Genomic DNA, 24279 nt, shown 5'->3' with positions numbered 1-24279 from the left:
CTATTGAAAAATACTCACCCCAAACTAGGAATAAGGCCAGCCATTTGCATTAGCTGAGAGGTGATGATCATCACACCGAAAACAGCGGCAAGTCCTAGTCCAAGCGTACCTCCTTTAACCTGATATCCATCATTACCTCTGGTTTTTCTCTGTTTCCATACCATAGCAACTGGTAGAAATACCGCTAACACCACGAGCGCAATCGCTGCATATCCCAGTGCCATAATAAAGCCCTTTGGATAAAAGAGGGCAAAGCCAAGCGGTGGTAAGAAGGTAATGAATGCCGTCTTGATGCGGTCTTTCTTAGTATCTTGCTTCTTAAAGGCATCTGCAAAAAAGTCGAATAAGCCGAGACTCACGCCTAAGAATGAAGTCGCGAGAGCAAGATCTGCAAACACAGTTACAAATAATTGTACGTTGTCGTTGTGTGCGATAGAAGAAATACTGGTTACAAAACCCGGCAGTCCCTCACTTGCCATTAAGCTCTCTTGCCCCATAACACCTTGGCTTAGTAATTGCCAAAACACATAAATGATAAGGGGGAGGGAGGCACCAAACATCATCACTTTACGTAATTGACGAATATCTACACCAACGTACTTGACGATTGAGGGGATTGAACCATGAAACCCAAATGAAGTGAAAATTACAGGAATTGCCGCAATTACAAGCCCTTGCTCCACAGGCATATCGATAAGATGTTGGCCATGAACATAGGGAGTCAGGATAAAAAATAAACTCGCGAGCACGATAACTTTAATGGTAAATAGTAATTGGTTAAGCTTATCGACGGTACTTGTGCCTAATGTCACTATGGTTGCAATGATAACAGCAAGTAGTACTGAACCGAGTTGGGGAGTGATCCCGTCACCCAATACACTAATCAGTTTGCTTTGAAGTTGTGCACCACCTCCCGCGATATAAGCTGCACACAGCGCATAGAATAAAAATACCATAGAAAAGTTAGCGACATATTGGCCCGATTTACCAAGTAAGTTTTTCGCCAGTGTATTTAGCGTAGCGTCTTGATCCGCGTACTGATGTATTTCCAGCATAAGTAAAGCGGTATAGGTCATTAGCAACCATGTGATTGTTAATAACGCGATAGCGGTAGAAAAGCCGAGTCCTGCGGATGCAATCGGGAGGGCGAGCATACCTGCGCCAATTGTAGTACCTGCTACAATTAGCATGCTGCCCAAAGTTTTATTCTTAAGCACGTTTTGCCCCTGATTATTATTATCTGGTGAGGCAAGATATAACGAATAGCACGGAATTGAAACCGTTTTGCTGCTAATACCAATTTGCGTATAAAATTCATGTGTCAAAAACAAAAAAGCCGCATATCAATATGCGGCTTATTCTAATCACCAGTATTTCCATCCAGTGAATTTGTGCTTGTACCCTTAACTTTTATATAAAGTCTTCATCTCTCATGAAAATGCACCGTATCAAGCTAACTTACCTAAGAGTCTATTGTGCTCGTACTAAATTGTCAAACCAATCTTGACCTCTCGCACTGAGCGACTTTAGCACAATAAGGTCACTTTCACCGTCAGGTAGCTTCAACCTTAGATGCTCATCAAGCGCAATTGCACGTTCCAAATGGCTGCGGATCTCACCCAGCGTCCGGACCATACAATCTAGCTCCTCAGGTAAGCCTTCGCTAAAATCTATACGAGTCTGATAACAGGCTATATTCCAATGCATACGAGCTCTGACGGACTCACTCATATCTGAAATGGAAAGTGCGCTTTCTAGCAACTTGATGGCTTCTGCGAGCTTACCATCTCGGCTGAGTGCTCTGGCTTTTATGCCAATTGCTCTTGCATGGTTTGGGTGAATGTTGGTAAGAATGTCATCACAAACCTTAATTGCTTCATCGTATTGTGAGTTTGCAATCAATTCCCTAGCACGTTGGAGTGCGATCTCTACGGTATTCTTACGTGCTATTTCATACTCTTCTTTAACCTTTTGTTGGATGTCATTGAATTCATCTTCGCCAACGTAGCGTTTGTAGGCGCTAGAAACGAGTCCTACACCGCCAAAACCGCTTAAAATAGAGAATGAAAAGATCTTAATCCAAGTCCAAAATGCTTTATCAGAACCGGTAATTGAGTCATTTTCCCGTTTCAGATTGTGCTCTACGACCACTTTGATAATGCGGTTGATCTCAACGGCATTATCGTTATGCGCAGATGAAAACATTGCCACGGGAATGAGTATCTCGTCATTGTTTTGATGGTGGGAGTCGTGCTCACCATTTTGATATGATTTAAATGCATACTTACTGACTGGGCTGAAGTCTGCAGCGCCCGCCATGGTGAGCACACCGATTGCCATAAATGCTGAGATCACACCGGCTAGAATGACACCGAATCCACCTAAGTCCCAATACTCTGGGGCGGCGCTATTCGCACTCTTAAACTTAGGTTTGCGAAACTTATATGACGACGTTGAACGCATCGCTTGTAAGAGCCCACCTAAGCTGCCTCCAAGCACCACAACGGCAATAAAAATAGCGTAAAAGCTGATTGGTCCGTATTTCATATTAAAGTTATGTCCGAAAATTAGGGAGCAGTTCTCTCAGGTTAAGTAACTGAACTTTGGCTATTTTACATTGAATTTACAAAAATGCGTAGGGGGAGAGTGGAAATTGCATGGATATTGCTCCTACTTACGGCTAGGAGCAATATACGTTTTACTTGAACTTAAGTTCAGGAGCAGCAGTTATTTTACTTCTTTACCGGCGGCTTGCTGATCTGCATGGTAGCTAGAGCGTACAAATGGTCCGCAAGCTGCGTGGCTAAAGCCTATTTCGTCGGCATACTCTTTTAGCCCATCAAACTCTGCCGGTGGCACGTAGCGCTTTACCGGTAAGTGGTGCTTTGAAGGTTGTAGGTACTGGCCTACCGTAAGCATATCTACGTTATGCTCGCGCAAGTCTCTTAAGACTTCTTCAATTTCAGAGATTTCTTCGCCCAGTCCAACCATTAAGCCAGACTTAGTTCTTACCTCTGGATGCGCTTCTTTAAAACGGCGTAGCAATTCGAGTGACCACTTATAGTCGGCACCTGGACGCGCTAGCTTGTAAAGTCTCGGTGCAGTTTCAAGGTTGTGGTTGAATACATCCGGTGGTGTTTCACTCAAAATTTCAAGTGCTCTGTCCATACGGCCGCGGAAATCAGGCACAAGAATTTCGATTGTAATACCTGGGTTATGCTTACGGATCTCACGAATACAGTCAGCAAAATGTTGTGCACCACCGTCGCGTAAATCATCACGGTCAACAGAGGTAATAACAACGTAGCTTAACTTCATGTCTTTGATAGTGAGCGCTAGCTTTTCAGGCTCTTGGGCGTCAGGTTTTAGTGGACGACCATGAGCCACATCGCAGAATGGACAGCGGCGAGTACAAATTGCACCTAAAATCATAAAGGTTGCTGTACCGTGATTAAAGCACTCAGAAAGGTTAGGGCATGACGCCTCTTCACAAACAGAGTGTAAGCCGTGCTTACGCATTGCTTGTTTAATGCCATCGATACGTTCACTTGATTTTGGCAAACGGATCTTTAACCACTCAGGCTTTCTCAGCATTTCTTCGCGTTCTGTTGGCATGACTTTTACTGGGATCAATGCCATTTTTTCAGCATCGCGGAGCTTTACCCCAGGCTCCATTTTGACTGGTTTACTCATACGTTTTCAAACCCTTCAGTGTATTCGACATGCTCAGCATTAATGCGTTTTAGCATGTGTTTTACCAGACCGGCCCCCGCATCAGCGACGGTTTGAGGTCCATTAATTTCGCTACTTTGCACCATATTCATGCCCGCGTAACCACAAGGGTTTATTCGTAAAAATGGACCAAGATCCATATTGACGTTGAGTGCGAGCCCATGAAATGAGCAGCCACGACGGACTCTAAGTCCAAGAGATGCTATCTTGCTATCGTTGACGTATACACCTGGTGCATCGGCTTTAGCATAAGCCTCTATCCCATATTCTTTTAGGGAGTCGATAATGCTTTCTTCTAGCCAAGTGACGAGCTCACGTACCCCTATTTTCAATCGTCGTAAGTTGAGCAGCACATAAAGCATTTGTTGCCCAGGACCGTGATAGGTAACTTGACCGCCGCGATCCACTTTTACGACGGGAATGTCACCTGGCGCCAAAACATGCTCTTCTTTACCTGCTTGACCTTGCGTAAAAACAGGCTCATGTTCCACCAGCCAGATTTCATCCGCTGTGGTGTCATCACGCTCGTCGGTAAAAGATTGCATTTTGTGCCAAATTGGTTCGTAACGACAAAGGCCAAGTTGGCGCACAATTAACTTACGAGATTCCATAACTAGGGTCCTTACCAACTACAGGATGTAGCGGACGTCTTCGATGCCACCGATCTCGGTATAAATCTGCTCGATATGCTCTTTGCTGGTTACTGTAACGACTAGAGATACGGCTTCATAGGTGCCTTTACTGCTTGGTTTAACCTTTGGTGCATAATCACCAGGTGCAATAACCTGCAGTTTGGCTAGGATCTGATCCGTCAAATTGACATTTGCTAGGCCCATAATTTTGAATGTAAATGGGCAAGGAAATTCTAAGTATTCATCAAACTTAGTATTTTTAACTGGTTTTACCACGACGGTATCCTCACAACGAACTACTTGCTGACGCCTTTATTTGGTCACTTAGGGACTCTTTCAAGCCTTGAGTTTCCAAGGTCGTCATTTATTGGCCGCATTCTATCATTTTTAAGACAAAAAAAAACGTCCATACGCAGGACGTTTTTGCTAAGCCGTATAGAGCTTAGTGAGTGTTAGAGATTAAACCCTTACAATCATCGAAAACTTCTGAGGTGAGAATGAGAAGAAAAAAATGACTATTGTTAGCAAAGGTTAGATCATCAAAGAAAAATTGCAATACCGTCATTACGAATAGTAGCAGTAAAATTCCTGTTTTTTTTCGTTTAAAACTATTAATAATATTTTCTTTAGATTGTAAGAACTTAGTATTTAAAACGAGTATTAATTGATAGATGATAGCGGCAATCACCATAAAATTGATTACTGTAACGAACACAGGGCGAAGTGGAAAAGCAATAAGACCAAAAAATATTACTACGAAAGCAAATAAATATCTCAAGTGTCCAAAGTTGTGACTTGATTCTAAGCTAGCATCGCTATTTTTTATTAAAGAACTTAACTCATAGAGCATGGAATAGAGTATTAAATAAAATCCAATATATGAAAGTTCTGGCATCTTTAAATGGTAGCTTAACGCAAGGAAGGTAAGATAAGCCATCATGCTAATGTAGATATAAAATGGAGTGGACTTTATTTGTTCAATGAAAGTCATTAATTTATCCTTTTATTTTTCCATTTGATTCTATTGTTTTGTTTTATATAAATTAATTTAATGCTTGTCAGAGGTAAAAACCTTATAAAGAAAAGATGATTACATTCGATATTTGCGCTGTTTATCTAAATAGGCTAGTGCGAGAACTCTAAACTAGTTTAATCAGTTTCAAAAATATCCTCACTAATGATATGGTTTAAGTACTGCATGTAGCAGCTAAAAATAACCATATAATTAGCAGCCAACGCTTCTACGGGTATAGATAGAAAAGGTGTGGTGCACATCACAACAATGAGTACCAGGTTAACAGAAAGAATAAACCTCGACTTGGTTTTTAACCTCTCCTTTATCGCGTCAATAGCGGACATTTTTCTTATTTTATACACAATTCTTATAACATGGGCTGCTAATAACATAGCGAATGCAATATTAAAAAGTGTAAGTAGTAGGTATTCAAGGTGCAGCCCGGCAATACTTATACAAGCAAACGCTAGCATAAGTAGCAACTGTATCCAGTGCTGTTTACAGTAAGCTATGAGCGTAACTTTTGCACAAGCTCCTTGTTCTTTTGCCACTACGGATAATAAATCCCAAGTAGGTACAATTAGCGCCATATAAAAACCAATATATAAAAGTAGGCTTGACTTGTATAAAATAGCAGAGAAAAGCAGTAATACTGCAATAGTCAACTTGGCTACTGGTAAGCCTGGTTTTAGGTATATATGATCTATGTAGTTCATAGGAAAGCCTTTTGTGTATCACCTCTTAGATTAACATCTCTCTACTTCTTCTCATTCATAACAGTCATCACCGGTACAAGTCAGGATACTCTGCTGAACAAAAATCTCCGAAGAGCTACTGGGACCGCTGTCATTATTTCCACAGTCACAAGGAGTTTCTACACTTCATCATTATTACCGCGATTGTCGCCATCATCACTTAAATATCCTTTTATTTATAATTCGAGTTTGTACCCGAAATTGATTATTACAAATTGTTTTTAAATTGTAAACTTAAAGTGAGTTTTCAGCCGTGTGGTATGTTGAAAAGGGGGCTAGATTAGAAAGTATGAATGTCAGGAAAGTGAAGGGAAATAAATAAGCTTTATAGGAAAGATAAGCCAACCAGTTTGTCTCGGCTGGCCTATCAGATAAGGAATTACTGCGAGATCTGTAAACGTAGGTAGTCGTAGATCTTGCTAAAGAATCCACCTTCTTGGATCTCTTCAAGCGTAACCAGCGGGTATTGTGCTACGTCTTCACCTTCAAGCTGTAAGAACAAAGTACCAACTTTAGTACCTTTTGCTAGCGGCGCTTCGAGTGTTTTATCTAACTCAAAGTTAGCCTTTAAGTTCTTGCTTTGACCACGTGGAATAGTGATTGGCGTGTCTTCCATAATGCCAAGCGATACGGTTTCTTTGTTACCCATCCATACGCGCTGATCGGCAAAAGCGTCACCGGCTTGGTAAGGAGTAATGGTTTCAAAGAAACGGAAGCCGTAGTTAAGCAACTTTTTGCTTTCAACTTTACGTGCTCGCTCACTCTCAGTACCCATGACGACTGCAACAAGACGCATATCATCTTTAACCGCTGAAGTAACAAGGCTGTAGCCGGCATCTGAGGTGTGGCCGGTTTTAATGCCGTCCACTTCAAGGCTTGCATCCCAAAGTAGTGAGTTACGGTTATATTGCTTTATACCATTGTATGAAAAAGACTTTTTCTTGTATAAAGCGTATTCGTCAGGTACATCACGAATAAGTGCGGCACCTAGAGTCGCCATGTCTCTTGGAGTGGTGTAATGCTCATCGGTGTCTAGGCCATGGCTATTGATAAAGTGACTATTCGTCATGCCTAGCTTTTCAGCATGTGCATTCATCAGATCGGCAAACGCACTTTCGCTACCAGCAATGTGCTCGGCCATTGCAACACAAGCATCATTGCCAGATTGAATAATGATCCCGTGGTTTAAGTCATCGACACTGACCTGCTTACCGACTTCGATAAACATCACCGACGAACCGGGAAAATTCTTAGCCCATGCTTTTTCACTAATGGTGACCTGATCAGATGGACTAATGTTACCTGCCGCGATTTCAGTACCAATAACATAACTGGTCATCATTTTGGTTAAACTTGCAGGCGCTAGCTTAGTATCGGCTTCACCCTCTGCAATCACCTTTCCTGTTGTGAAATCTACAAGGAAATAGCCTTTCGCATTGATTTGCGGCGGTGAAGGAATAATTTGTGCACTGGCACTCATAATAGAGAAAGTGCACACCAGTCCAAGGACTTTTTTAACGATTTTTGGTTTGATAGAAGTCATTATGCTCGCTTTTTTGTTTATCGGCATTCATTGCGGTTATTCTAAAGTTCCTGCTCACTGTAAAGCAAGAAAGCACGACTAAATTGACCTTGTTGTAAGGTTTTTAGTAAAGATTGTGCTTGATTGTCGTCGGTAATTGGGCCGACTCTAAGCTTGTACAGGTTGTTTTCAAACGTGATGGGTGTACCTAACCCCAATTCTTGTTTTAACTGACCTGCTAATAACTGTATGTTCTCAAGTTTACTGCCAGCAGCAACTTGTACATAGGTTAGCCTTGGAGACTCGCGCGATAGAGTAATGGCTTCGACCTTAACGCGCGCTGTACCCTGAAGGTGATAGCCTAGCTTGTAGGCGGCAGCGTAAGACAGGTCGATTAATCTATCGTCGTGGAATGGACCTCGGTCGTTAATTCTAACGATAGCAGAGCGTCCGTTGTCTAAGTTTGTTACTTTAGCAAAGCTAGGGAGTGGCAGCGTTTTATGTGCCGCTGTCATATCGAACATATTAAAAATTTCACCATTGGAGGTGTGGTAGCCATGGAATTTACGGCCATACCACGAGGCAATGCCTTGTTGTTGATACCCATGTTCGTCTGAGATTGGTGTGTAACGTTTACCAAGAACAGTGTAGGGGCGATTGGCACTCACGCTCTTTTTCTCATTGGTGACAATGGCATCTTGCATTTCCAGTTCGGTAGGTTCGCGCAGTGGCGCTTTATCATGGCGAATATGATAGCGGCTTCCACAAGCGCTGAGCACGCTTAACAGGGCAAATACTAAAACCAGTTTTGAAATTAGGGTAATACGAACTGTCATTATTTTAACAACATCCTCTTATCTGTTGCGATTGCCATAATAATGCCAAAACCGGCCATTAAGGTCACCATCGATGTGCCACCATAGCTAATTAGGGGCAGAGGTACACCGACTACTGGCAAGAGACCAGAAACCATTCCGATATTTACAAAGACATAGACGAAGAAGGTCAACGTCAGTGCTCCTGCAAGCAGTTTACTGAAAGCGTCTTGTGCTTGCACCGCGATATACAATCCGCGACCAATTATAAAAAGATACAAGCTGAGTAAAATGGTGACACCCAACAAGCCAAATTCTTCGCTCAACACCGAGAAGATAAAGTCGGTATGGCGTTCGGGTAAAAACTCTAATTGAGATTGTGTTCCATGTAGCCAACCTTTGCCCTCCACGCCACCGGAGCCTATCGCAATTTTCGATTGGATAATATGGTAACCAGAGCCCAGCGGGTCGCTTTCTGGATCTAAAAAGGTCAGAACACGTTGCTTTTGATAGGCATGCATTCCGTAATGCCAAAACGCATAGCCACCGGGGACCGCAAGTAATAAACCAGAGCCGATTAAACGCCAACTTAACCCAGCTAAAAAAAGTGCAAAAATACCAGAGCTGGCGATTAAGATAGAAGTACCCAAGTCAGGTTGCTCTTTGATCAGGATAGTTGGCACTAACACAATCACAAAGCCGATTGTTAAATTCAAAATACTAGGAGGTAAGTGAGAGCGGCCAATAAACCAAGCGACCGTCATAGGCACTGCTAGCTTCATTATTTCAGAAGGTTGAAAGCGGGTAACACCTAAGTCGAGCCAGCGCTGAGCCCCTTTACTACTGACTCCAAAAAACAGCACGGCGACGAGCATACCAAGCCCTAAAAGGTAAACGGGAATTGCCACACGCTTAAGTGTATTAGGGGAAAACTGCGCCATAAATAGCATGGCAACTAATGCACCAAACATGCGTGTGCCGTGGCGCATCATCATGCCCATATCTTGTCCACTAGCACTATAAACAATCGCAAGGCTACCAATCATCATAGTGAGCAAGGCTGCAAATAATGGTAGGTCGATATGGACTTTTTCAAATAGCGAACGCGGCTTATTCAGCGGGCTCATTGCTGTTGCTCCTTCTCAAGCGGGTAGGCTGAAAAGTAATAATCCATCACTTGTCTTGCCATTGGCGCTGCGATAGCACTACCACCACCTTGGTTTTCGACAACCACAGTGATAACAATTTGAGGGTCATCAAAAGGTGCAAAACCTACGTAGATACCATTGTCTCTGTGTTTTTCTTTTAGCTTTTTGGCATCGTACCTTTCGCCCTGAGCAATGCTGACAACTTGTGCGGTGCCTGTTTTACCTGCGTGGTCATAGGTCACGCCCTTAAATGCGCTTTTCGCGGTACCTATTTTTACTGTGTTGTGCATGGCTTTTAATGCGATATCCCAGTGATAAGGATTTTTCAACACAACGGGTGGTTTTTCTTCCGTAAATAATTGTTCTACTTCAGTGTCTTGCTTAGATATTTGTACTAAGTGCGGCTGGCGGTGTATGCCTTTATTGACCAAAATGCTCAGCGAGTTCGCTATTTGCATTGGAGTAGCAGTCCAGTAGCCTTGTCCTATCCCAACAGAAATCGTATCTCCTGGATACCACGACTCTTTAAAACGTTCTCTTTTCCATTCAACGGATGGCAAAATGGCGGAGGTTTCTTCATGAATATCAATACCCGAAAGCTCACCAAAGCCAAACTGGTTCATAAAGTCGCTAATTTTAGTTATGCCGAGTTTATATGCGGTTTCGTAAAAATAGGTATCACAAGACTGCTCAATAGCCTTATACACATCAACATGCTCATGACCCCAAGGACGCCAGTCACGCCATTTATGTTTTACATTGGGAATTTGAAAAAAGCCAGGATCCCAAATTTTGGTTGTTTCGGTGACAACACCTTCTTCCAGCGCAAGCACAGCGAGATGGGGTTTCACCGTGGAAGCAGGTGCATAACGGCCTTGAGTTGCACGGTTGATAAGCGGTCTGTCTGGGTTGAGCAAGGCTCGGTAATCTTTGCCGCTGATCCCGTGAACGAACAGATTCGGGTCGTAACTTGGGTTAGAATAGAGCGCTAAAATTCCTCCGTCGCGTGGATCCATAACGATGATCGCGCCTCGGGTGTCTTTTAGCACATGCTGGACGATTTGTTGCAAGCCGATATCAAGCGTTAGCACCAAGTCTTTACCTGGTTGTGGCGTTTCCATGCTTAATGTGCGAATGATACGGCCGCGATTATTCACCTCGACGCGGCGAGAGCCCACAATGCCGTGCAGCTGTTCTTCATAAAACTTCTCAACGCCGAGCTTACCGATATCATGGGTGGCACGATAGTTCGTGTCCTTGCCTTCTAGCTCTAAGTCAAAGAGTTCCTCTTTATTGAGCTTTGCGACATAGCCTAGAGCGTGTGTGAGGGTATCGCCATAAGGATAATAACGGGACAATCGAGCTTCAACGCTAAAGCCTGGCAAACGGTGTTGGTTAACCGACAAAATTGCGACTTCTTCTTCATTCAAGCGGCCCTTTAGTACTTGACTTTTGAAGCGGCGGTTATGCTTGATTTCCTTTTTGAAATCTTCTACTTCTTGCTCAGAAATCTTGATGAGTTGACGTACCGCAGCTAATGAAGCTTCGAGATCTTCAACATCTTCTGGGATCACTTCAAGGTTGTAAACAGGGCGGTTTTCGGCGAGCAAGACACCATTGCGGTCGTAAATCAGACCACGATTAGGGGCGACCGGTATGACTTTTATACGGTTATCGTTGGAGCGGGTACGATAGGTCTCGTGCTCAGTCACCTGAAGTTTGTAGACATTGTGAAACAAGATCCCAACAATAATAACGACAAAAACAAAGCCGACAAAGGCCCGTCTCGCAAAGAGGTTAGCCTCGGCAGAATGATCCCTAATCGTCGGCCGTTTTTTTATCATTATTATTCTCTGTGGTAAGGGTGATTGTTATTTAAACTCCAGCCACGATACAAGCTCTCGGCAACCACTATACGCACCAAAGGGTGGGGTAGGGTTAAGTTTGATAATGACCATTTTTGTTCAGCCGCAGCAATACATTCTGGTGCAAGCCCTTCAGGGCCGCCAATCAGTAAGCTAACATCGCGACCGTCCAGCTGCCACTTTTCCATATTGCTCGCAAGTTGGTGTGTATCCCATGGCTTGCCAGTCACTTCTAAGGTTACGATCCGATTGCCTTTTGGAATAGCGGCTAAGGTTTTTTCACCTTCTTGTTGCAAAATGCGTTTAATATCTGCGTTTTTCCCCCGTTTGCCAGCGCTAATTTCAATTAACTCCAGTGGCATATCTTTGGGAAAGCGTCTTTGATATTCAGTGAAGCCAGTTTCAACCCACTTCGGCATTTTGGTACCTACTGCAATGAGTTGGATCTTCACATCAGCCCCACAGCTTTTCTAAGTCATAAAAGTCGCGGGTTTGGTCTTGCATCACGTGTACAACAACGTCACCCAAATCAACCAATACCCACTCTCCGATGTCTTGACCTTCTTGGCCAATCGGTGTTTCTCCAGCATGACGTGCTTCTTTTGCGACATGATCTGCAATTGATTGTACATGGCGTTTTGAGGTGCCTGTACAGATCACTAAGTAATCGGTGATTGAAGAAGTTTCGCGAACGTCGAGCTTTACAATATCACGCGCTTTCATATCATCTACTTTGTCTAGCGCGAAATCTAATAACTGTTGTGAATCCAAGTTTTTGTCTCTGTATTTCAAATAATCGGCAATTTTAACATGCTTTATGGGGTTAATCAGCATACAAGCCATGGCTATTTATATAATCTATGACAGAAGCGGGCAGCCAATGTTCCAAATATTCTTTATCTCGCTGTGCAATTGCAGCTCTTATTGTACTCGATGCAATGTCTTTTTGCTCACCGTGAAGGAAATAGCAATGTCCAGCCTTGGTGGTTTGGAGCTTATTTAAGTTATCTGTGCGTGCTTTGGCTAAATAAGCCGAGACTTTAGCATCTGGTGAGCAATGTTCTTTTGGGCGTTGATACACCACCAGATGACACAGCTTTGTGATTTCTTGCCATTGATACCAAGTGTGCAGGCTATTAAATGAGTCCATACCCATTAAAAATAAAACTGGCTGATCCTGATATTCGTTACGCAGCTCTTGCAGTGTTAGCAGGCTGTAAGAAGGTCCTTGTCGGTCAAGCTCACGTCTATCAATAACCAGCTTTTGTTGCCCTGCTAGCAAATTTGCAAGCATCGCTAGGCGATGCTCGTCACTGATGCTGGGCTTTTGTTTATGAACCGGTATGGCACAAGGTAAAAACTTTAACTCAGCCAGACTTAGCTCGTCGACGCAGCGCATCGCCATATTTAAATGGCCTAAATGCGGAGGATCGAAAGTACCACCAAACAAAGCAATCATACATGCTCACTCTGGCTAATTGGTAACGGCATTGCGATGGGGGTGGCAAAGGCCAGCGCGATGTGTGCTAGAGCTTGATATGGCGCAGTGAGCCTTGCTTCTTTATATGCGGTATCAAAGTCTGCCATCATACAGAGCAACTGTTTCATCTGCTCTAGCGTTAATCTGTCTAACGCTTGTTGCGTAATGGTTTGCTGATTTTTCCAGACATTATGCTTTTTATAGGCATCCGCAAGCGTAGTGCCGGTTTGCCACAAGGTTTTAACACCCAGTAGGGTGCGTGCTTGGTTTTGCAAGGTCCAGAGAATACTCGCGGGCTCTACATTATCGCTGGCGAGCTTATTCAATACTTTGATGATTTGTTTAGGGTTGCCACTTAGCAATCCGGTATTTAAATCAAAAATATCGAACTTAGATTGATTTAATAAGCCGCTCAGCAATTGCTGTTCATCAACCGGGTTTTTACCAAATAGTAAGGAGAGCTTTTCGAGCTCCTGATGCGTTGCAAGCAAGTTGCCTTCTGTGGCGACGAGGAGGGCGCGCTTGCCTTGTGGTGACACAGACAGCTTCAGCCGCTTACATTCATCATCAAACCAGCGCTCAAGATGACGGCCCGTTAACGCATAGCAAGGGACGAACAGGCCTTTAGGCTCTAATGCTTTGAACCAAGCGGTTCGTTGAATGTCTTGACCCGCGCCCAGCCCTTTAAAAATAACAACGACATCTGGATTGACCTGTTCGGCCAAAGACTTTAAAACCGCAACACCTTGGGTAGGAACTTTTTGCTCGTTAAAGTCGAACTCGATGAGCGTACGTGCACTGAACAAAGACATACTGTTGTACTGTGCACTGAGCTCTTGCCAGTCAAATCCCGGAAGTAGAGCAAATTTAATGACTTCGTCAAAGCCTTGTTGCTTGGCTGCGGTTCGTATGGCAAGTACACATTCGCCTTGCTGAAAGGGTTCTTCACCAAAGACCAGATAAAAAGGGGCAAGCCCTTTACTTAGGTAATTGGAGAGTTGATTGGCATAACAACGCATTACAGTTGCGACAACTCTCGAATAATACGTTGGCTTGCAAGACGGCGCATCTCGGTTAGGATCAGCTCAAGCTCTTTTGCCTTTGCTAGCGCGTTGTCTGGGTCGTCCTGATAGTTACGATACAGCTCGAACATTTGTTTAACGGGTTCTTGGCCCGGACGACTCAATCGGTACGACACGCGATACGCCAGTTCATACTGAGCAACCTGACCATTTTTGAACAAACTGAGTGTTTGACGTTCAAGTGAGTCATTGTACAAGTACAACTCAGCAGCTTGTTTGGTATTTTTTGGTGTAAGGGATACCTGAGCGCGCTGAAGATCGGACTGTAGCTGTTCAAACAAGGCTGAACGCTTGTCGTCACCGCTTAAGGTGATTTCTTTTAGATCGTCAGGAAGGTAAGAGGCTTGCTTGAGGTGAAAACCGCAGCTCGCCACGAAGAAGCAAGCTAGCAAAACTGCTAGCTTGCTGGTGTGCCAAAATAGGCTACGCATCTTAGTTTGCAACCACATTAAGTAGCTTACCAGGAACATAGATCACCTTACGGATGGTCTTGCCGTCAGTAAACTTAGTGACGTTTTCTTCGCTAAATGCAATCGCTTCAACTTGTTCTTGCGTTGCATCTGCCGCCACGGTGATTTTAGAGCGCAGCTTGCCGTTGACTTGTACAACGATAAGCTTTTCATCTTCAACTAGTGCGCTTTGGTCGATAACAGGCCATGCCGCATCAAGGATATCGCCAGCTTTGCCAAGCTCAGCCCATAGCTCGTGACACATGTGCGGTGTGATAGGTGCAAGCATGATCACCATGGCTTCTAGTGCTTCGTTGGCTAGTGCAATGTCCTGCTCATCGCTCAGTGGCGCTTTGATAAGCTTATTTGAAAGCTCCATCACCGCCGCAATTGCCGTGTTGAACGTTTGACGACGTTCGATATCGTCTGTCACCTTTGCAATGGCTTTGTGGATGTCGCGACGTAGCGTCTTTTGCGCTGCATTTAGTTTGCTTAAATCAAGCTCGGCAGTACCTGCTTGCTTTACGTCAACCGCGTATTTCCAAATACGACGAAGGAAACGGTGCGCACCTTCAACGCCTGAGTCAGACCATTCAAGCGTTTGTTCTGGTGGAGCCGTAAACATCATGAATAAGCGAACGGTGTCAGCGCCGTATTGCTTGATAACCGTTTGCGGGTCAATACCATTGTTCTTCGACTTAGACATTTTGCTCATGCCTGCAGAGAATACCGGCTCGCCGTCTTCTTTATGCCACGCTTTAGTGATGCGGCCTTTGTCGTCAGTCTCAGTTAATACGTCAGTTGGTGCGATCCAAATATCGCCGCCTTTCTCGTCTTTGCGGTAGTAAGTGTCCGCAAGTACCATGCCTTGACATAGTAGACGCTCAAATGGCTCATCAGAATTCACTAAACCGAAATCACGTAGCAACTTGTGGAAGAAGCGTGAGTACAACAAGTGCAAGATAGCATGCTCAATACCACCAATATATTGGTTTACTGGTAGCCAGTAGTTTGCAGCACCTGGTTCAAGCATACCTTCATCGTAGCGTGGGCTACAGTAACGTGCATAGTACCAAGATGATTCCATAAAGGTGTCGAATGTATCGGTTTCGTGGAATACCGCTTCACCGTTTATTGTTGCTTTTGCCCATTCAGGATCTGCTTTAATCGGTGAAGTTACCCCATTCATGACTACGTCTTCAGGTAGACGAACAGGGAGCATGTCTTCAGGTGCCGCAAGCTCAGAACCATCTTCTTTGTTTAACATTGGGATTGGCGAACCCCAGTAACGCTGGCGGCTCACACCCCAATCGCGAAGACGGAAGTTTACTTTGCGCTTACCTACGCCAAGTGATTCTAATTTAGTCGCGATGGCGTTAAAGGCGCCTTCAAAGTCTAGGCCATCGAACTCGCCAGAGTTGATAAGCGTGCCTTTTTCGGTAAACGCTGCTTCAGCCAGATTGGCTTCTACTTCTGCGCCGGCTAGAGGCTGAATAACTTGTTTGATCTCAAGGCCATAAGCGGTTGCAAACTCATAGTCACGTTGGTCGTGACCTGGTACTGCCATCACGGCACCTGAGCCGTAATCCATCAGTACAAAGTTAGCTACCCAAATTGGCACCTCTTGTCCTGTGAGTGGGTGGATAGCAGTAAAGCCTGTCGCGATGCCTTTTTTCTCCATCGTTGCCATATCCGCTTCGGCAACTTTGGTGTTCTTGCACTCTTCAACAAAGCGAGAGATTGCTTCGCTGTTTTTCGCCGCTTCTTGAGCGATCGGATGACCTGCCGCAACTGCCACATAAGTCACGCCCATAAAGGTATCAGGGCGGGTAGTGTATACGGTGAAGCTTTCGTCGTTGTCGGCACGTTTAAAGTCGATTTCAACGCCTTCTGAGCGACCAATCCAGTTACGCTGCATGGTTTTAACTTGCTCAGGCCAGTGGTCAAGCTTGTCTAAGTCATCCAGTAACTCTTGTGCATAATCGGTGATCTTAATGAACCATTGTGGAATTTCTTTTTGCTCGACAATGGCACCTGAGCGCCAACCACGGCCGTCAATTACCTGCTCATTTGCCAGTACCGTTTGGTCAACAGGATCCCAGTTTACCGTTGACATCTTTTTGTATACTAAGCCTTTTTCGTAAAGCTTAGTGAAGAACCACTGTTCCCACTTATAATATTCAGGGTGACACGTTGCGATTTCACGATCCCAGTCGTAACCAAAACCAAGTAACTTAAGCTGGTTGCGCATGTAGTCGATATTTTCGTAGGTCCATTTCGCCGGTGCGGTATTATTTTTAATTGCCGCGTTTTCAGCTGGAAGACCAAACGCATCCCAACCCATAGGTTGCATAACGTTTTTGCCTTGTAGGCGTTGGAAACGAGAAACCACATCACCAATGGTGTAGTTACGTACGTGACCCATGTGGAGGCGACCACTTGGGTATGGGAACATTGAGAGACAGTAGTACTTCTCTTTACTTTCGTCTTCGACAACTTTGAAGGTATTGTTTTCTTCCCAGTACGACTGTACTTTGGCTTCGATATCTTGCGGGTTATATTGCTCTTGCATCTAGGTTTCCAAACATCTGGCAAAATTAATAGAAAATTGCTCGATAGCATACCCGAAATTGGCCAGCAATCACAGCACCTAAAGTGGAATTATTTTAGTCGATTGCCGCGGACTAAAGGTGGTGTCGAAGTGGAGATAAACTACGCGAAGATCTGCAGCGGTAAAAGGGGAAATTTTGTGCTGTTGCAAGTAAGAGTTATTATCACTTACTATTGCTAAATATCGAAAGAAGTTTGAGAATTCCCTTGATAAAATTGTGGTTACGCCGTGCTCACCTAGTAATGGCGCTAGTGGCTGGTGCATTTATTATTTGCTTAAGCTTAACTGGGGCACTGCTTATATATGCCAAAGATATTCAATATCTTACTCAGCCTCAGTTGTGGCGAGTTGAGCCACAGTCTGAGCCTCTTGGGGTAGAGCAAATAGTAACCTTTATTGAATCTACAACCGCTGAAAAAGTTTCACTGTTTATGCCTGAGCAGCAACCGGATTTGGCGTGGCAACTGAAGTTGTCTAGCGGTGATTATGTTAGCGTTAACCCCTACAGTGGCGAGATCCTTCATCGCTACGAGTATTATTCTACGATATATGGCTTTACGATGGCGCTACACCGTTGGTTGTTGTTTGAAGATGCTGACAACAAAAAGCCGCTTAGAGACTGGGTATCTATTTGTGCACTTGTACTCATTATTGAGTTAGTGTTGGGCTTTTATCTTTGGGTAAAGCCTAAAAATTGCTTGAAACGGTTAGTGATAAAACCAAAAGCTAAGCTAAGGATCCTACTTTATCAGTTACACACCGTATTGGGGGTATATTTGCTTTTACCTATACTGCTCATTGCCTTCAGTGGTATGGCGTTTAACTGGCAGCCGCAAACTAAGGCTGTGGTTGAGTGGTTAAGCTTTGATGAGGTCGAAGTAAGGCCAAAACCACCCACTATTGCGGTTAATTTTCACGGCTTACCCTACGATTTAAATAGCGCTACAAAGCGCGTAAAATCTATCTTCCCAGACGGTCAGTTGTTCCGTATTTACATGCCTGACAAAGCGTCCGACAGCGTCGCTTATAGAGTTCAAAACCCTGGTGAAAGTCATGCCTACAGCTGGGTTTGGGTAAATCCTTATAATAGTGAGGTGGTAGCGCAATATGATGCATCAAAAGCCGGAGTCGCTACGCAAATATGGAACTTTAAGTACAAGTTTCATATTGGTGATTTTGCCGGTCCCATCGTGCAATTTGTTTGGTTAATGCTTGCCTTAGTTCCGACTTTTTTCACGGTATCCGGCCTGTATTTTTGGCTGCAACGTCATCGTAGGAAGCGGTAATTAACTTCACTCTAAGTTACTGTTATGTGTATATAATTGCAAAAATCGATGTAAAGTAAGGTGGTCTTGCACTAAAAGGTAATGCAAACCATTCACATTCATCTTGTTTTTACTGAGGTTTGGCAATATTATATTGCCGCTTTTTACATCATTATTATTCTAAATCCAGCAAGGATAACCATGTTAAAAACTACTCTCAGTATGGTAGCGTTGGCTGTTAGCGCAGCAGCCATTGCAGACGATACCAATGTTAAAGATCTTCAAGCTGCAGATATGGAGCATATCGTGGTCTCGGGCAGTCGTGTGTTTGAAAGCATCGATGAAGTGCCTGCCTCCATTACGATTATTAATCAAAAGCAAATCGAAGATCATTTAAAAGTAAATCCAGAACTACAAAGTTTGTTATCTCAAATTGTTCCTGGTCTTGCTCCGGATACGGGTAGTTCAAGTAATACTGGGCAATCGTTGCGTGGACGTGCGCCTCTGGTGATGATTGACGGTGTACCTCAGTCTACACCACTGCGAAATGGTTCTTTGGGTGTAAAAACACTCGATCCAAGTGCCATCGCTCGTATAGAAGTTATCAAAGGGGCAACCTCAATTTATGGTAATGGTGCTTCAGGCGGGATCATTAACTACATCACCAAGCAGGCTAAAAGCGATGGCAAACCAGAAGGTGAAATTAGCCTATCTAGCCGCTTTAGCGCAGTAAAACTTGCAGAGAGTGCGGGTGCTCGAATTGCGGGCGCGATTAATGGTCGCGTTGACCAATTTAGTTATTTAGTCACGGCAAGCTATGAAGAAAATGGTGTTCAGCGTGATGCAGAAGGTGATATTCTGGGTTTACAGTATGGTCTGTCGGATACCGTGACAGAAAACTACTTCACTAAGCTGGGCTATGACTTTGACGAAGACAAGCAACTGCAATTTAGCTATAACTTCTACAGTTCACAGCAAAAAACGGACCTAGGTGATGTATTTGGTAACATCAATTTAGGTGAAAAATCTTACGCTATTCACGTGCCACCAGCTCAGCAAAAACAAGGTAAGCCACAAGGTCCTGAAGGTAATGAAAACATTACTTTGAAATACACCGATATAGAAGTTTTTGCTAATACACAAATGACGCTTGATGCGTATATGCAAGACATTGAGAACGTGTTCTTCTTCTCTCCAAGCTTAGCAAACCCTGATGAAGGATACACTGGCGGTCAATCTATCATCCGCTCTGAAAAAAAGGGCGCGCGTGCGACATTTAATACCTTGGTTGATTTTGACAATGTCCAAGCTACCTTCATTTATGGTATTGATGCGTTGAATGATGTGACCTCACAGCCACTTGTTGATGGTCGTATTTGGGTGCCGGAAATGGACATGGAAAGCATCGCAGGTTACCTACAGACCAAGTGGATTGTTGCCGATGACCTAGTGTTAAAAGCGGGAGTGAGACAAGAAAGTATTGATCTTGCGGTAGCTGATTACCAAACACTAAAACTTTGCCGCTCAGCGGATCAGTGCTCTGTGCCACTTAACGTGAAAGGTGACACCATTGACTATGACGCCACAACTTACAACGTGGGTATTAAATATAACGCAAATGAAAAGTTCAGCCCATTCGCCAGTTACTCGCAAGGCTCTGATATCTCTGATATTGGCCGTCTGCTGCGCAGTGCAACGGTAGAAGACATTGGTCAAATTCAAACAGAAGCATCAATTGTTGATAACTACGAAATCGGCTTTAATTCTCAATTTGAGACGCTACGATTTGAATTTGCGGCATATAGAAGTACATCTGAGTTTGGCACAACGAATAAATTCAATGAAGTAACCGGAGTTTATGAGCCTGTTCGAGCACCACAAAAAATTTGGGGTTATGAGGCACTTGTCGATTACAAGATCAACGACACGCTAAAACTTATTGCGACATATAGCTATGTAGAGGGTAAAGATACCGAAGCCGATACTTATCTTGGCTCTAGACAAATTAGCCCACCAAAGCTTACGGCAAACCTAAATTGGCAGCCAGTTGATGCGTTATCGATGACATTAAGCTGGTTACATGTCGGCGACCGTAAACGTTTCGAGCGAGACGATAAAGGCAACTATGTTGGAGATCAAGGTCCAATTGACAGCTATAACGTGGTTAACTTTAGTGGTCAATATCAATTCGGCCAAAGCTGGCAAGCGTTTGTTGGTATTGAGAACTTATTTAATTCAGACTACTTCCCAGCTCGCGCACAAGCCTATACGTACGGTGGCTACAATATTAAAGGCCTTGGCACGACGGCAACCGTTGGCGTGAAGTATCGTTTTTAAGCTAATAGCAATGACTTTTGGCTTCATAATCTGAAGCCAAATGGGTTTGCTGAGCACCAAGTTCAGCAAACCCTAATACAATGAATGGTATATCTGGTCTACACTTAATCTATTGGCGAAACAGGAGTGTAGCAATGGCGGATTATCAAAAATGGCTGGATCAATTTTCCGATTGGCTCAAAGACGTCAAAGAACATGAAATTGACGATTTATCTAAACGATTCTGGGAAGCGCAGAGCGCACTGAAAGACTACACCAAACAAACCTATGATGATTATAGTTACTATTTAAAACGTGACTTGGAACATCTTCTCGAAAACAAATCCTTCTATGATGAAGCGGCTTGGAGTGAGCTCAAAGCCAACATCTTATTTGAAATATCCCAATTAGAAGATAGAACTCAACTTGAGTGGTCCGCACTTTTAAAAGATTTTGAACACCAAGGCATTTATAAAGAAGGTGAATGGATAGCTTTGGGACAATTAGTGTGTAAGAATTGTGGCTATAAATTAGATGTTTATTATGCCATCAAGATCCCAGCTTGCAGCGAGTGCGGGCATGGGGAATATACTAGAAAAGCATTAGCGCCCTAAAGTGTGGGCGCTCAGCTTGGAAGCACCAAGCTGAGTAGACTAACGTATGCGAATAATACAAAGAAGTTAGAATGACCAAATCTAAATTGTCGTCTGAAAAAGCACTGCCTGCGAGCCAGCTCGCGCCATCAGTTTCGTTGACTCACATAGAAAATTGTATCCAAAACCCTTACCCAGAAGCGCTGCCATTTATTGGCCAGCAGCGCGCTCAAACCGCCCTAGACTTTGCCTTGGGAATGGAGCTTCCCGGTTATAATGTGTATGTCATGGGAGAAGCGGCGCTGGGTCGTTTTACCATGGTGAAAGACAAGCTCGAGGCGCACAGTAAAACTAAGCCAACGCCCAAAGAATGGTTGTACGTTAATAACTATGACGACCATCGTGAGCCTATCGCGCTATTTATGCAGGCGGGCGAAAGTAAGCAGCTTGAGGCCGATATTGACGCCTTTATTGATGAGATCTTAGATACTTTTCCTGCAGCTTTTGACAACCCGGGTTATCAACGCAAGAAAAAGTCGCTAGATAAAGAGTTCGAACAAAAATACGATGCTGCGATCACCGCTGTTGAGCAACAAGCTATGAATATGAGCGTTGCACTGATAGAAGATACGGGGACAGTTGGCTTTGCTCCTGTGGTCGATGGTAAACAGCTCAGCGATACGGAGTTTTCGGCACTAGACGAGCATGTTCAGGCACACTTCTTAACGGCAATTGAAACATTAGAAGATACTCTCATTGAGTCGCTTATTGAACTGCCAAGGTGGAAGCGTGAATCTTCTGAGCGCTTGCGTAATCTTAAAAAAACCACCATCGAAGTGGCGACCAAACCGCTATTAAAAGCACTTGAGCATAAGTATGCTGCACACATTGGCGTGCTGCGTTATCTTAAAGATCTTAAGGTTGAAATTGTCGATGCGGTATTAGATTGGCTAGACGACGATAGTAGCAACGAAGAGAACAAAGATGACTTTGACTCAAAGGGAATGCTCACGGACTTTTTTGCGCCCAATATTCTGGTTGAGTTTAAAGAGGACGACCCTGCGCCTGTGGTGTATGAGCCAAATCCGACCTTTGGTAATATCTTTGGTAAGGTGGAATATGCAACCTCTCAAGGTAATTTGATCACTAGCTATCGCTCTATTCAAGCCGGTGCATTGCACCGCGCCAATGGCGGCTATTTGATCATGGATGCGGAAAAGGTCATGGCTAACGCCCAGGTGTGGGATGGCCTTAAACTGTCGTTAAAAACCCACCAAATTAAAAATGACCTACCGTACCAAGATAATTCGGTGGGCAGCAGCTTTACCTTAAAGCCGCAGCTAATTCCGTTGGATGTCAAAATTATTCTTTTGGGTTCGCGAGACCTGTATTACACCATTGGTGAATACGATGAAGAGTTTGCAGAACTATTTAGAGTGCTGGCCGATTTTGATTACTATTTACCAAGCTCGGACAAAATGCAGTACCAATTTATCACTAAGGTGATGGAATACTGTAATGATACTTTGAAGATTGAGCTTAGCTCAGCTGCGCTGGCGCGTATGCTTAAATTTAGCTACCGCCAAGCGGAGCATCACAGTAAGCTTTCAGCGCGCTTTGCTGATGTTTTGGAGCTGGTAGCAGAAGCCAGTTTTTATGCCAAGCAAGATGGCGTAAACCAAATTGCCGCTAATCACATCGATGAAGCGATAGCTGGAAAAGAATACCGGACAGGGCAGTTAAGTGAAAACATGCTCAGCGATATTCAAGAAGGGCATACCTTGATTGCAACTGAAGGCACCGCAATTGGTAAGGTAAATGGCCTGACGGTACTGCATATTGGTGACACCGCATTTGGTACGCCTGCGCGTATTACCTCTACGGTATACGCAGGTGCTGACGGGGTGATTGACGTTGAACGTGAGGTAGACTTAGGTAAGTCAATTCACTCAAAAGGTGTGATGCTGCTTACCGGTTACCTAGGTAACAAGTATGCGCAAGACTTTAGCCTGACACTCAGTGCAAATATCGCCATTGAACAAAATTATGGTTTTATTGACGGTGATAGCGCATCACTTGCAGAGCTTTGTGCGCTGCTATCGGCGGTGACGCAACTCCCTGTGGATCAATCTTTAGCGCTCACCGGCTCAATAAACCAACACGGTGAAGTACAAGCTATTGGTGGTGTAAACGAAAAAATCGAAGGCTTCTTTAAACTCTGCAAAATGCGAGGCCTCACAGGTAAGCAAGGGGTGATCGTCCCTGAATCTAACAAGGTCAACTTAGTGTTAGATGATGAAGTGATTGCAGCTGTTGAAAAAGGCTTATTCCATGTCTATGCCGTTGCCACAGTAGATGAAGCGCTTAGCTTGTTAATGGATAGACCAGCAGGAGATCTAAGTGATGAAGGCTATCCCGAAAACAGTATCAATGCAGTTGCAATGGCGAAACTTGAGCGTATTGCAAAAGTAGTAAACGGCGATGACGACAAAGGAGAAGAAAGCCATGACGACCACTAATATTATCCTCGTTATTGTTGCACTGGTGATTGCGGTGGTGTTTTTTCGAGGTGGTCAGAAACAAAAGCAGCTTGCGCAGTTTAATCGAATTCAAGCGGCAGACTTTTTGAAAGAAAACGAAAAGCGCGCAGAGGTACATAAAACTGACTCAGGTCTTCAGTACGAAATAATTACTCAAACTGACGGTGGCAAACAGCCAAATGCAACGAGCAAAGTTAAAGTGCATTATCATGGCACTTTACTTGATGGCTCCATATTCGACAGCTCGGTACTGCGTGACCAACCTATCAGCTTTGGACTTAATCAAGTGATCCCTGGTTGGACCGAAGGTGTGCAGTTGATGAGCGAAGGGGATAAATACCGCTTTTGGATTGGTCCAGACTTAGGCTATGGTGACCGTGCTGCAGGTAAAATCGAACCGGGTTCGTTATTAGTGTTTGAAGTTGAGCTGCTCGCGGTAGAGTGATCGGTGTTATTGTT

General features: G+C 44.0%; 22 protein-coding genes. 5 read left to right on the top strand and 17 right to left on the bottom strand.

What is annotated here, in order from left to right; genetic code table 11:
• Window positions 1-14 precede the first annotated feature (14 nt).
• The 17 genes from GSF13_RS19615 to leuS all read right to left on the bottom strand — a co-directional run bounded on the left by GSF13_RS19615 (window position 15) and on the right by leuS (window position 17067).
• Complete coding sequence (locus GSF13_RS19615; RefSeq protein WP_211866783.1) at window positions 15-1217, bottom strand: aromatic amino acid transport family protein; 1203 nt, start codon at window positions 1215-1217, stop codon at window positions 15-17.
• Between the two features lie 253 nt (window positions 1218-1470).
• On the bottom strand, window positions 1471-2547 hold the full coding sequence (locus GSF13_RS19610) for a tetratricopeptide repeat protein (RefSeq protein ID WP_211866781.1): 1077 nt from the start codon (window positions 2545-2547) through the stop codon (window positions 1471-1473).
• Window positions 2548-2727: 180 nt separating this feature from the next.
• On the bottom strand, window positions 2728-3693 hold the full coding sequence (lipA, locus tag GSF13_RS19605; RefSeq protein WP_010606145.1) for a lipoyl synthase: 966 nt from the start codon (window positions 3691-3693) through the stop codon (window positions 2728-2730).
• Window positions 3690-4343, bottom strand: coding sequence for a lipoyl(octanoyl) transferase LipB (gene lipB, locus GSF13_RS19600; protein ID WP_174169868.1), 654 nt, complete (start codon window positions 4341-4343; stop codon window positions 3690-3692). Before lipB ends, lipA begins: the two co-directional genes overlap by 4 nt.
• A gap of 18 nt (window positions 4344-4361) precedes the next feature.
• Window positions 4362-4640, bottom strand: a complete 279-nt coding sequence (gene ybeD, locus GSF13_RS19595) for a DUF493 family protein YbeD (RefSeq protein WP_010606146.1) — start codon at window positions 4638-4640, stop codon at window positions 4362-4364.
• A 166-nt stretch (window positions 4641-4806) separates the two neighbouring features.
• A complete protein-coding gene (locus tag GSF13_RS19590; protein WP_211866779.1) occupies window positions 4807-5355 on the bottom strand; it encodes a hypothetical protein in 549 nt (182 codons plus the stop codon).
• Between the two features lie 158 nt (window positions 5356-5513).
• Window positions 5514-6095: a hypothetical protein gene (locus tag GSF13_RS19585; protein WP_211866777.1), complete on the bottom strand. Its 582-nt coding sequence runs from the start codon at window positions 6093-6095 to the stop codon at window positions 5514-5516.
• 418 nt (window positions 6096-6513) lie between these two features.
• The gene (locus GSF13_RS19580) at window positions 6514-7677 is read right to left on the bottom strand and encodes a serine hydrolase (RefSeq protein ID WP_102057334.1); all 1164 of its coding nucleotides are present in this window, start codon (window positions 7675-7677) and stop codon (window positions 6514-6516) included.
• Window positions 7678-7718: 41 nt separating this feature from the next.
• Window positions 7719-8492, bottom strand: coding sequence for a septal ring lytic transglycosylase RlpA family protein (locus GSF13_RS19575; protein WP_010606150.1), 774 nt, complete (start codon window positions 8490-8492; stop codon window positions 7719-7721).
• Window positions 8492-9598 carry a rod shape-determining protein RodA gene (gene rodA / locus GSF13_RS19570; RefSeq protein ID WP_010606151.1) on the bottom strand — a complete coding sequence of 369 codons (1107 nt, stop codon included), beginning with the start codon at window positions 9596-9598 and terminating at the stop codon, window positions 8492-8494. The genes GSF13_RS19575 and rodA overlap by 1 nt, the downstream gene beginning before the upstream one ends.
• Complete coding sequence (gene mrdA / locus GSF13_RS19565) at window positions 9595-11463, bottom strand: penicillin-binding protein 2 (RefSeq protein ID WP_206472260.1); 1869 nt, start codon at window positions 11461-11463, stop codon at window positions 9595-9597. The genes rodA and mrdA overlap by 4 nt, the downstream gene beginning before the upstream one ends.
• Window positions 11464-11465: 2 nt before the next feature.
• Window positions 11466-11936 carry a 23S rRNA (pseudouridine(1915)-N(3))-methyltransferase RlmH gene (gene rlmH, locus GSF13_RS19560; protein ID WP_010372039.1) on the bottom strand — a complete coding sequence of 157 codons (471 nt, stop codon included), beginning with the start codon at window positions 11934-11936 and terminating at the stop codon, window positions 11466-11468.
• Between the two features lies 1 nt (window position 11937).
• Window positions 11938-12255 (bottom strand): ribosome silencing factor, encoded by a 318-nt coding sequence (gene rsfS, locus GSF13_RS19555; protein ID WP_088532235.1) that lies wholly within the window; start codon window positions 12253-12255, stop codon window positions 11938-11940.
• A gap of 52 nt (window positions 12256-12307) precedes the next feature.
• On the bottom strand, window positions 12308-12943 hold the full coding sequence (gene nadD, locus GSF13_RS19550; protein ID WP_211866775.1) for a nicotinate-nucleotide adenylyltransferase: 636 nt from the start codon (window positions 12941-12943) through the stop codon (window positions 12308-12310).
• Window positions 12940-13983 carry a DNA polymerase III subunit delta gene (gene holA / locus GSF13_RS19545; protein WP_130163569.1) on the bottom strand — a complete coding sequence of 348 codons (1044 nt, stop codon included), beginning with the start codon at window positions 13981-13983 and terminating at the stop codon, window positions 12940-12942. Before holA ends, nadD begins: the two co-directional genes overlap by 4 nt.
• A complete protein-coding gene (lptE, locus tag GSF13_RS19540; RefSeq protein ID WP_010606155.1) occupies window positions 13983-14495 on the bottom strand; it encodes an LPS assembly lipoprotein LptE in 513 nt (170 codons plus the stop codon). Before lptE ends, holA begins: the two co-directional genes overlap by 1 nt.
• On the bottom strand, window positions 14479-17067 hold the full coding sequence (leuS, locus tag GSF13_RS19535) for a leucine--tRNA ligase (RefSeq protein ID WP_206472266.1): 2589 nt from the start codon (window positions 17065-17067) through the stop codon (window positions 14479-14481). Before leuS ends, lptE begins: the two co-directional genes overlap by 17 nt.
• Before the next feature lie 281 nt (window positions 17068-17348).
• Between leuS and GSF13_RS19530 the strand changes: the two genes are divergently transcribed.
• From GSF13_RS19530 to GSF13_RS19510, 5 genes are all read left to right on the top strand, one after another.
• Complete coding sequence (locus GSF13_RS19530; protein WP_248298705.1) at window positions 17349-18392, top strand: PepSY-associated TM helix domain-containing protein; 1044 nt, start codon at window positions 17349-17351, stop codon at window positions 18390-18392.
• Window positions 18393-18572: 180 nt separating this feature from the next.
• The gene (locus GSF13_RS19525; protein ID WP_029215847.1) at window positions 18573-20708 is read left to right on the top strand and encodes a TonB-dependent receptor; all 2136 of its coding nucleotides are present in this window, start codon (window positions 18573-18575) and stop codon (window positions 20706-20708) included.
• Between the two features lie 134 nt (window positions 20709-20842).
• Complete coding sequence (locus GSF13_RS19520) at window positions 20843-21301, top strand: hypothetical protein (protein ID WP_017216346.1); 459 nt, start codon at window positions 20843-20845, stop codon at window positions 21299-21301.
• A gap of 71 nt (window positions 21302-21372) precedes the next feature.
• Entirely contained in the window at window positions 21373-23799 is a 2427-nt protein-coding gene (locus GSF13_RS19515) for an ATP-binding protein (RefSeq protein ID WP_211866773.1), read from the top strand.
• Window positions 23786-24265, top strand: a complete 480-nt coding sequence (locus GSF13_RS19510) for an FKBP-type peptidyl-prolyl cis-trans isomerase (RefSeq protein WP_211866771.1) — start codon at window positions 23786-23788, stop codon at window positions 24263-24265. Before GSF13_RS19515 ends, GSF13_RS19510 begins: the two co-directional genes overlap by 14 nt.
• Window positions 24266-24279 lie beyond the last annotated feature (14 nt).

It is taken from the genome of Pseudoalteromonas sp. M8 (assembly GCF_018141365.1).
Taxonomy (GTDB): domain Bacteria; phylum Pseudomonadota; class Gammaproteobacteria; order Enterobacterales; family Alteromonadaceae; genus Pseudoalteromonas.
The sequence above is the reverse complement of the archived record's forward strand: the minus strand, read 5'-3'. Positions and strand labels throughout refer to the sequence as shown.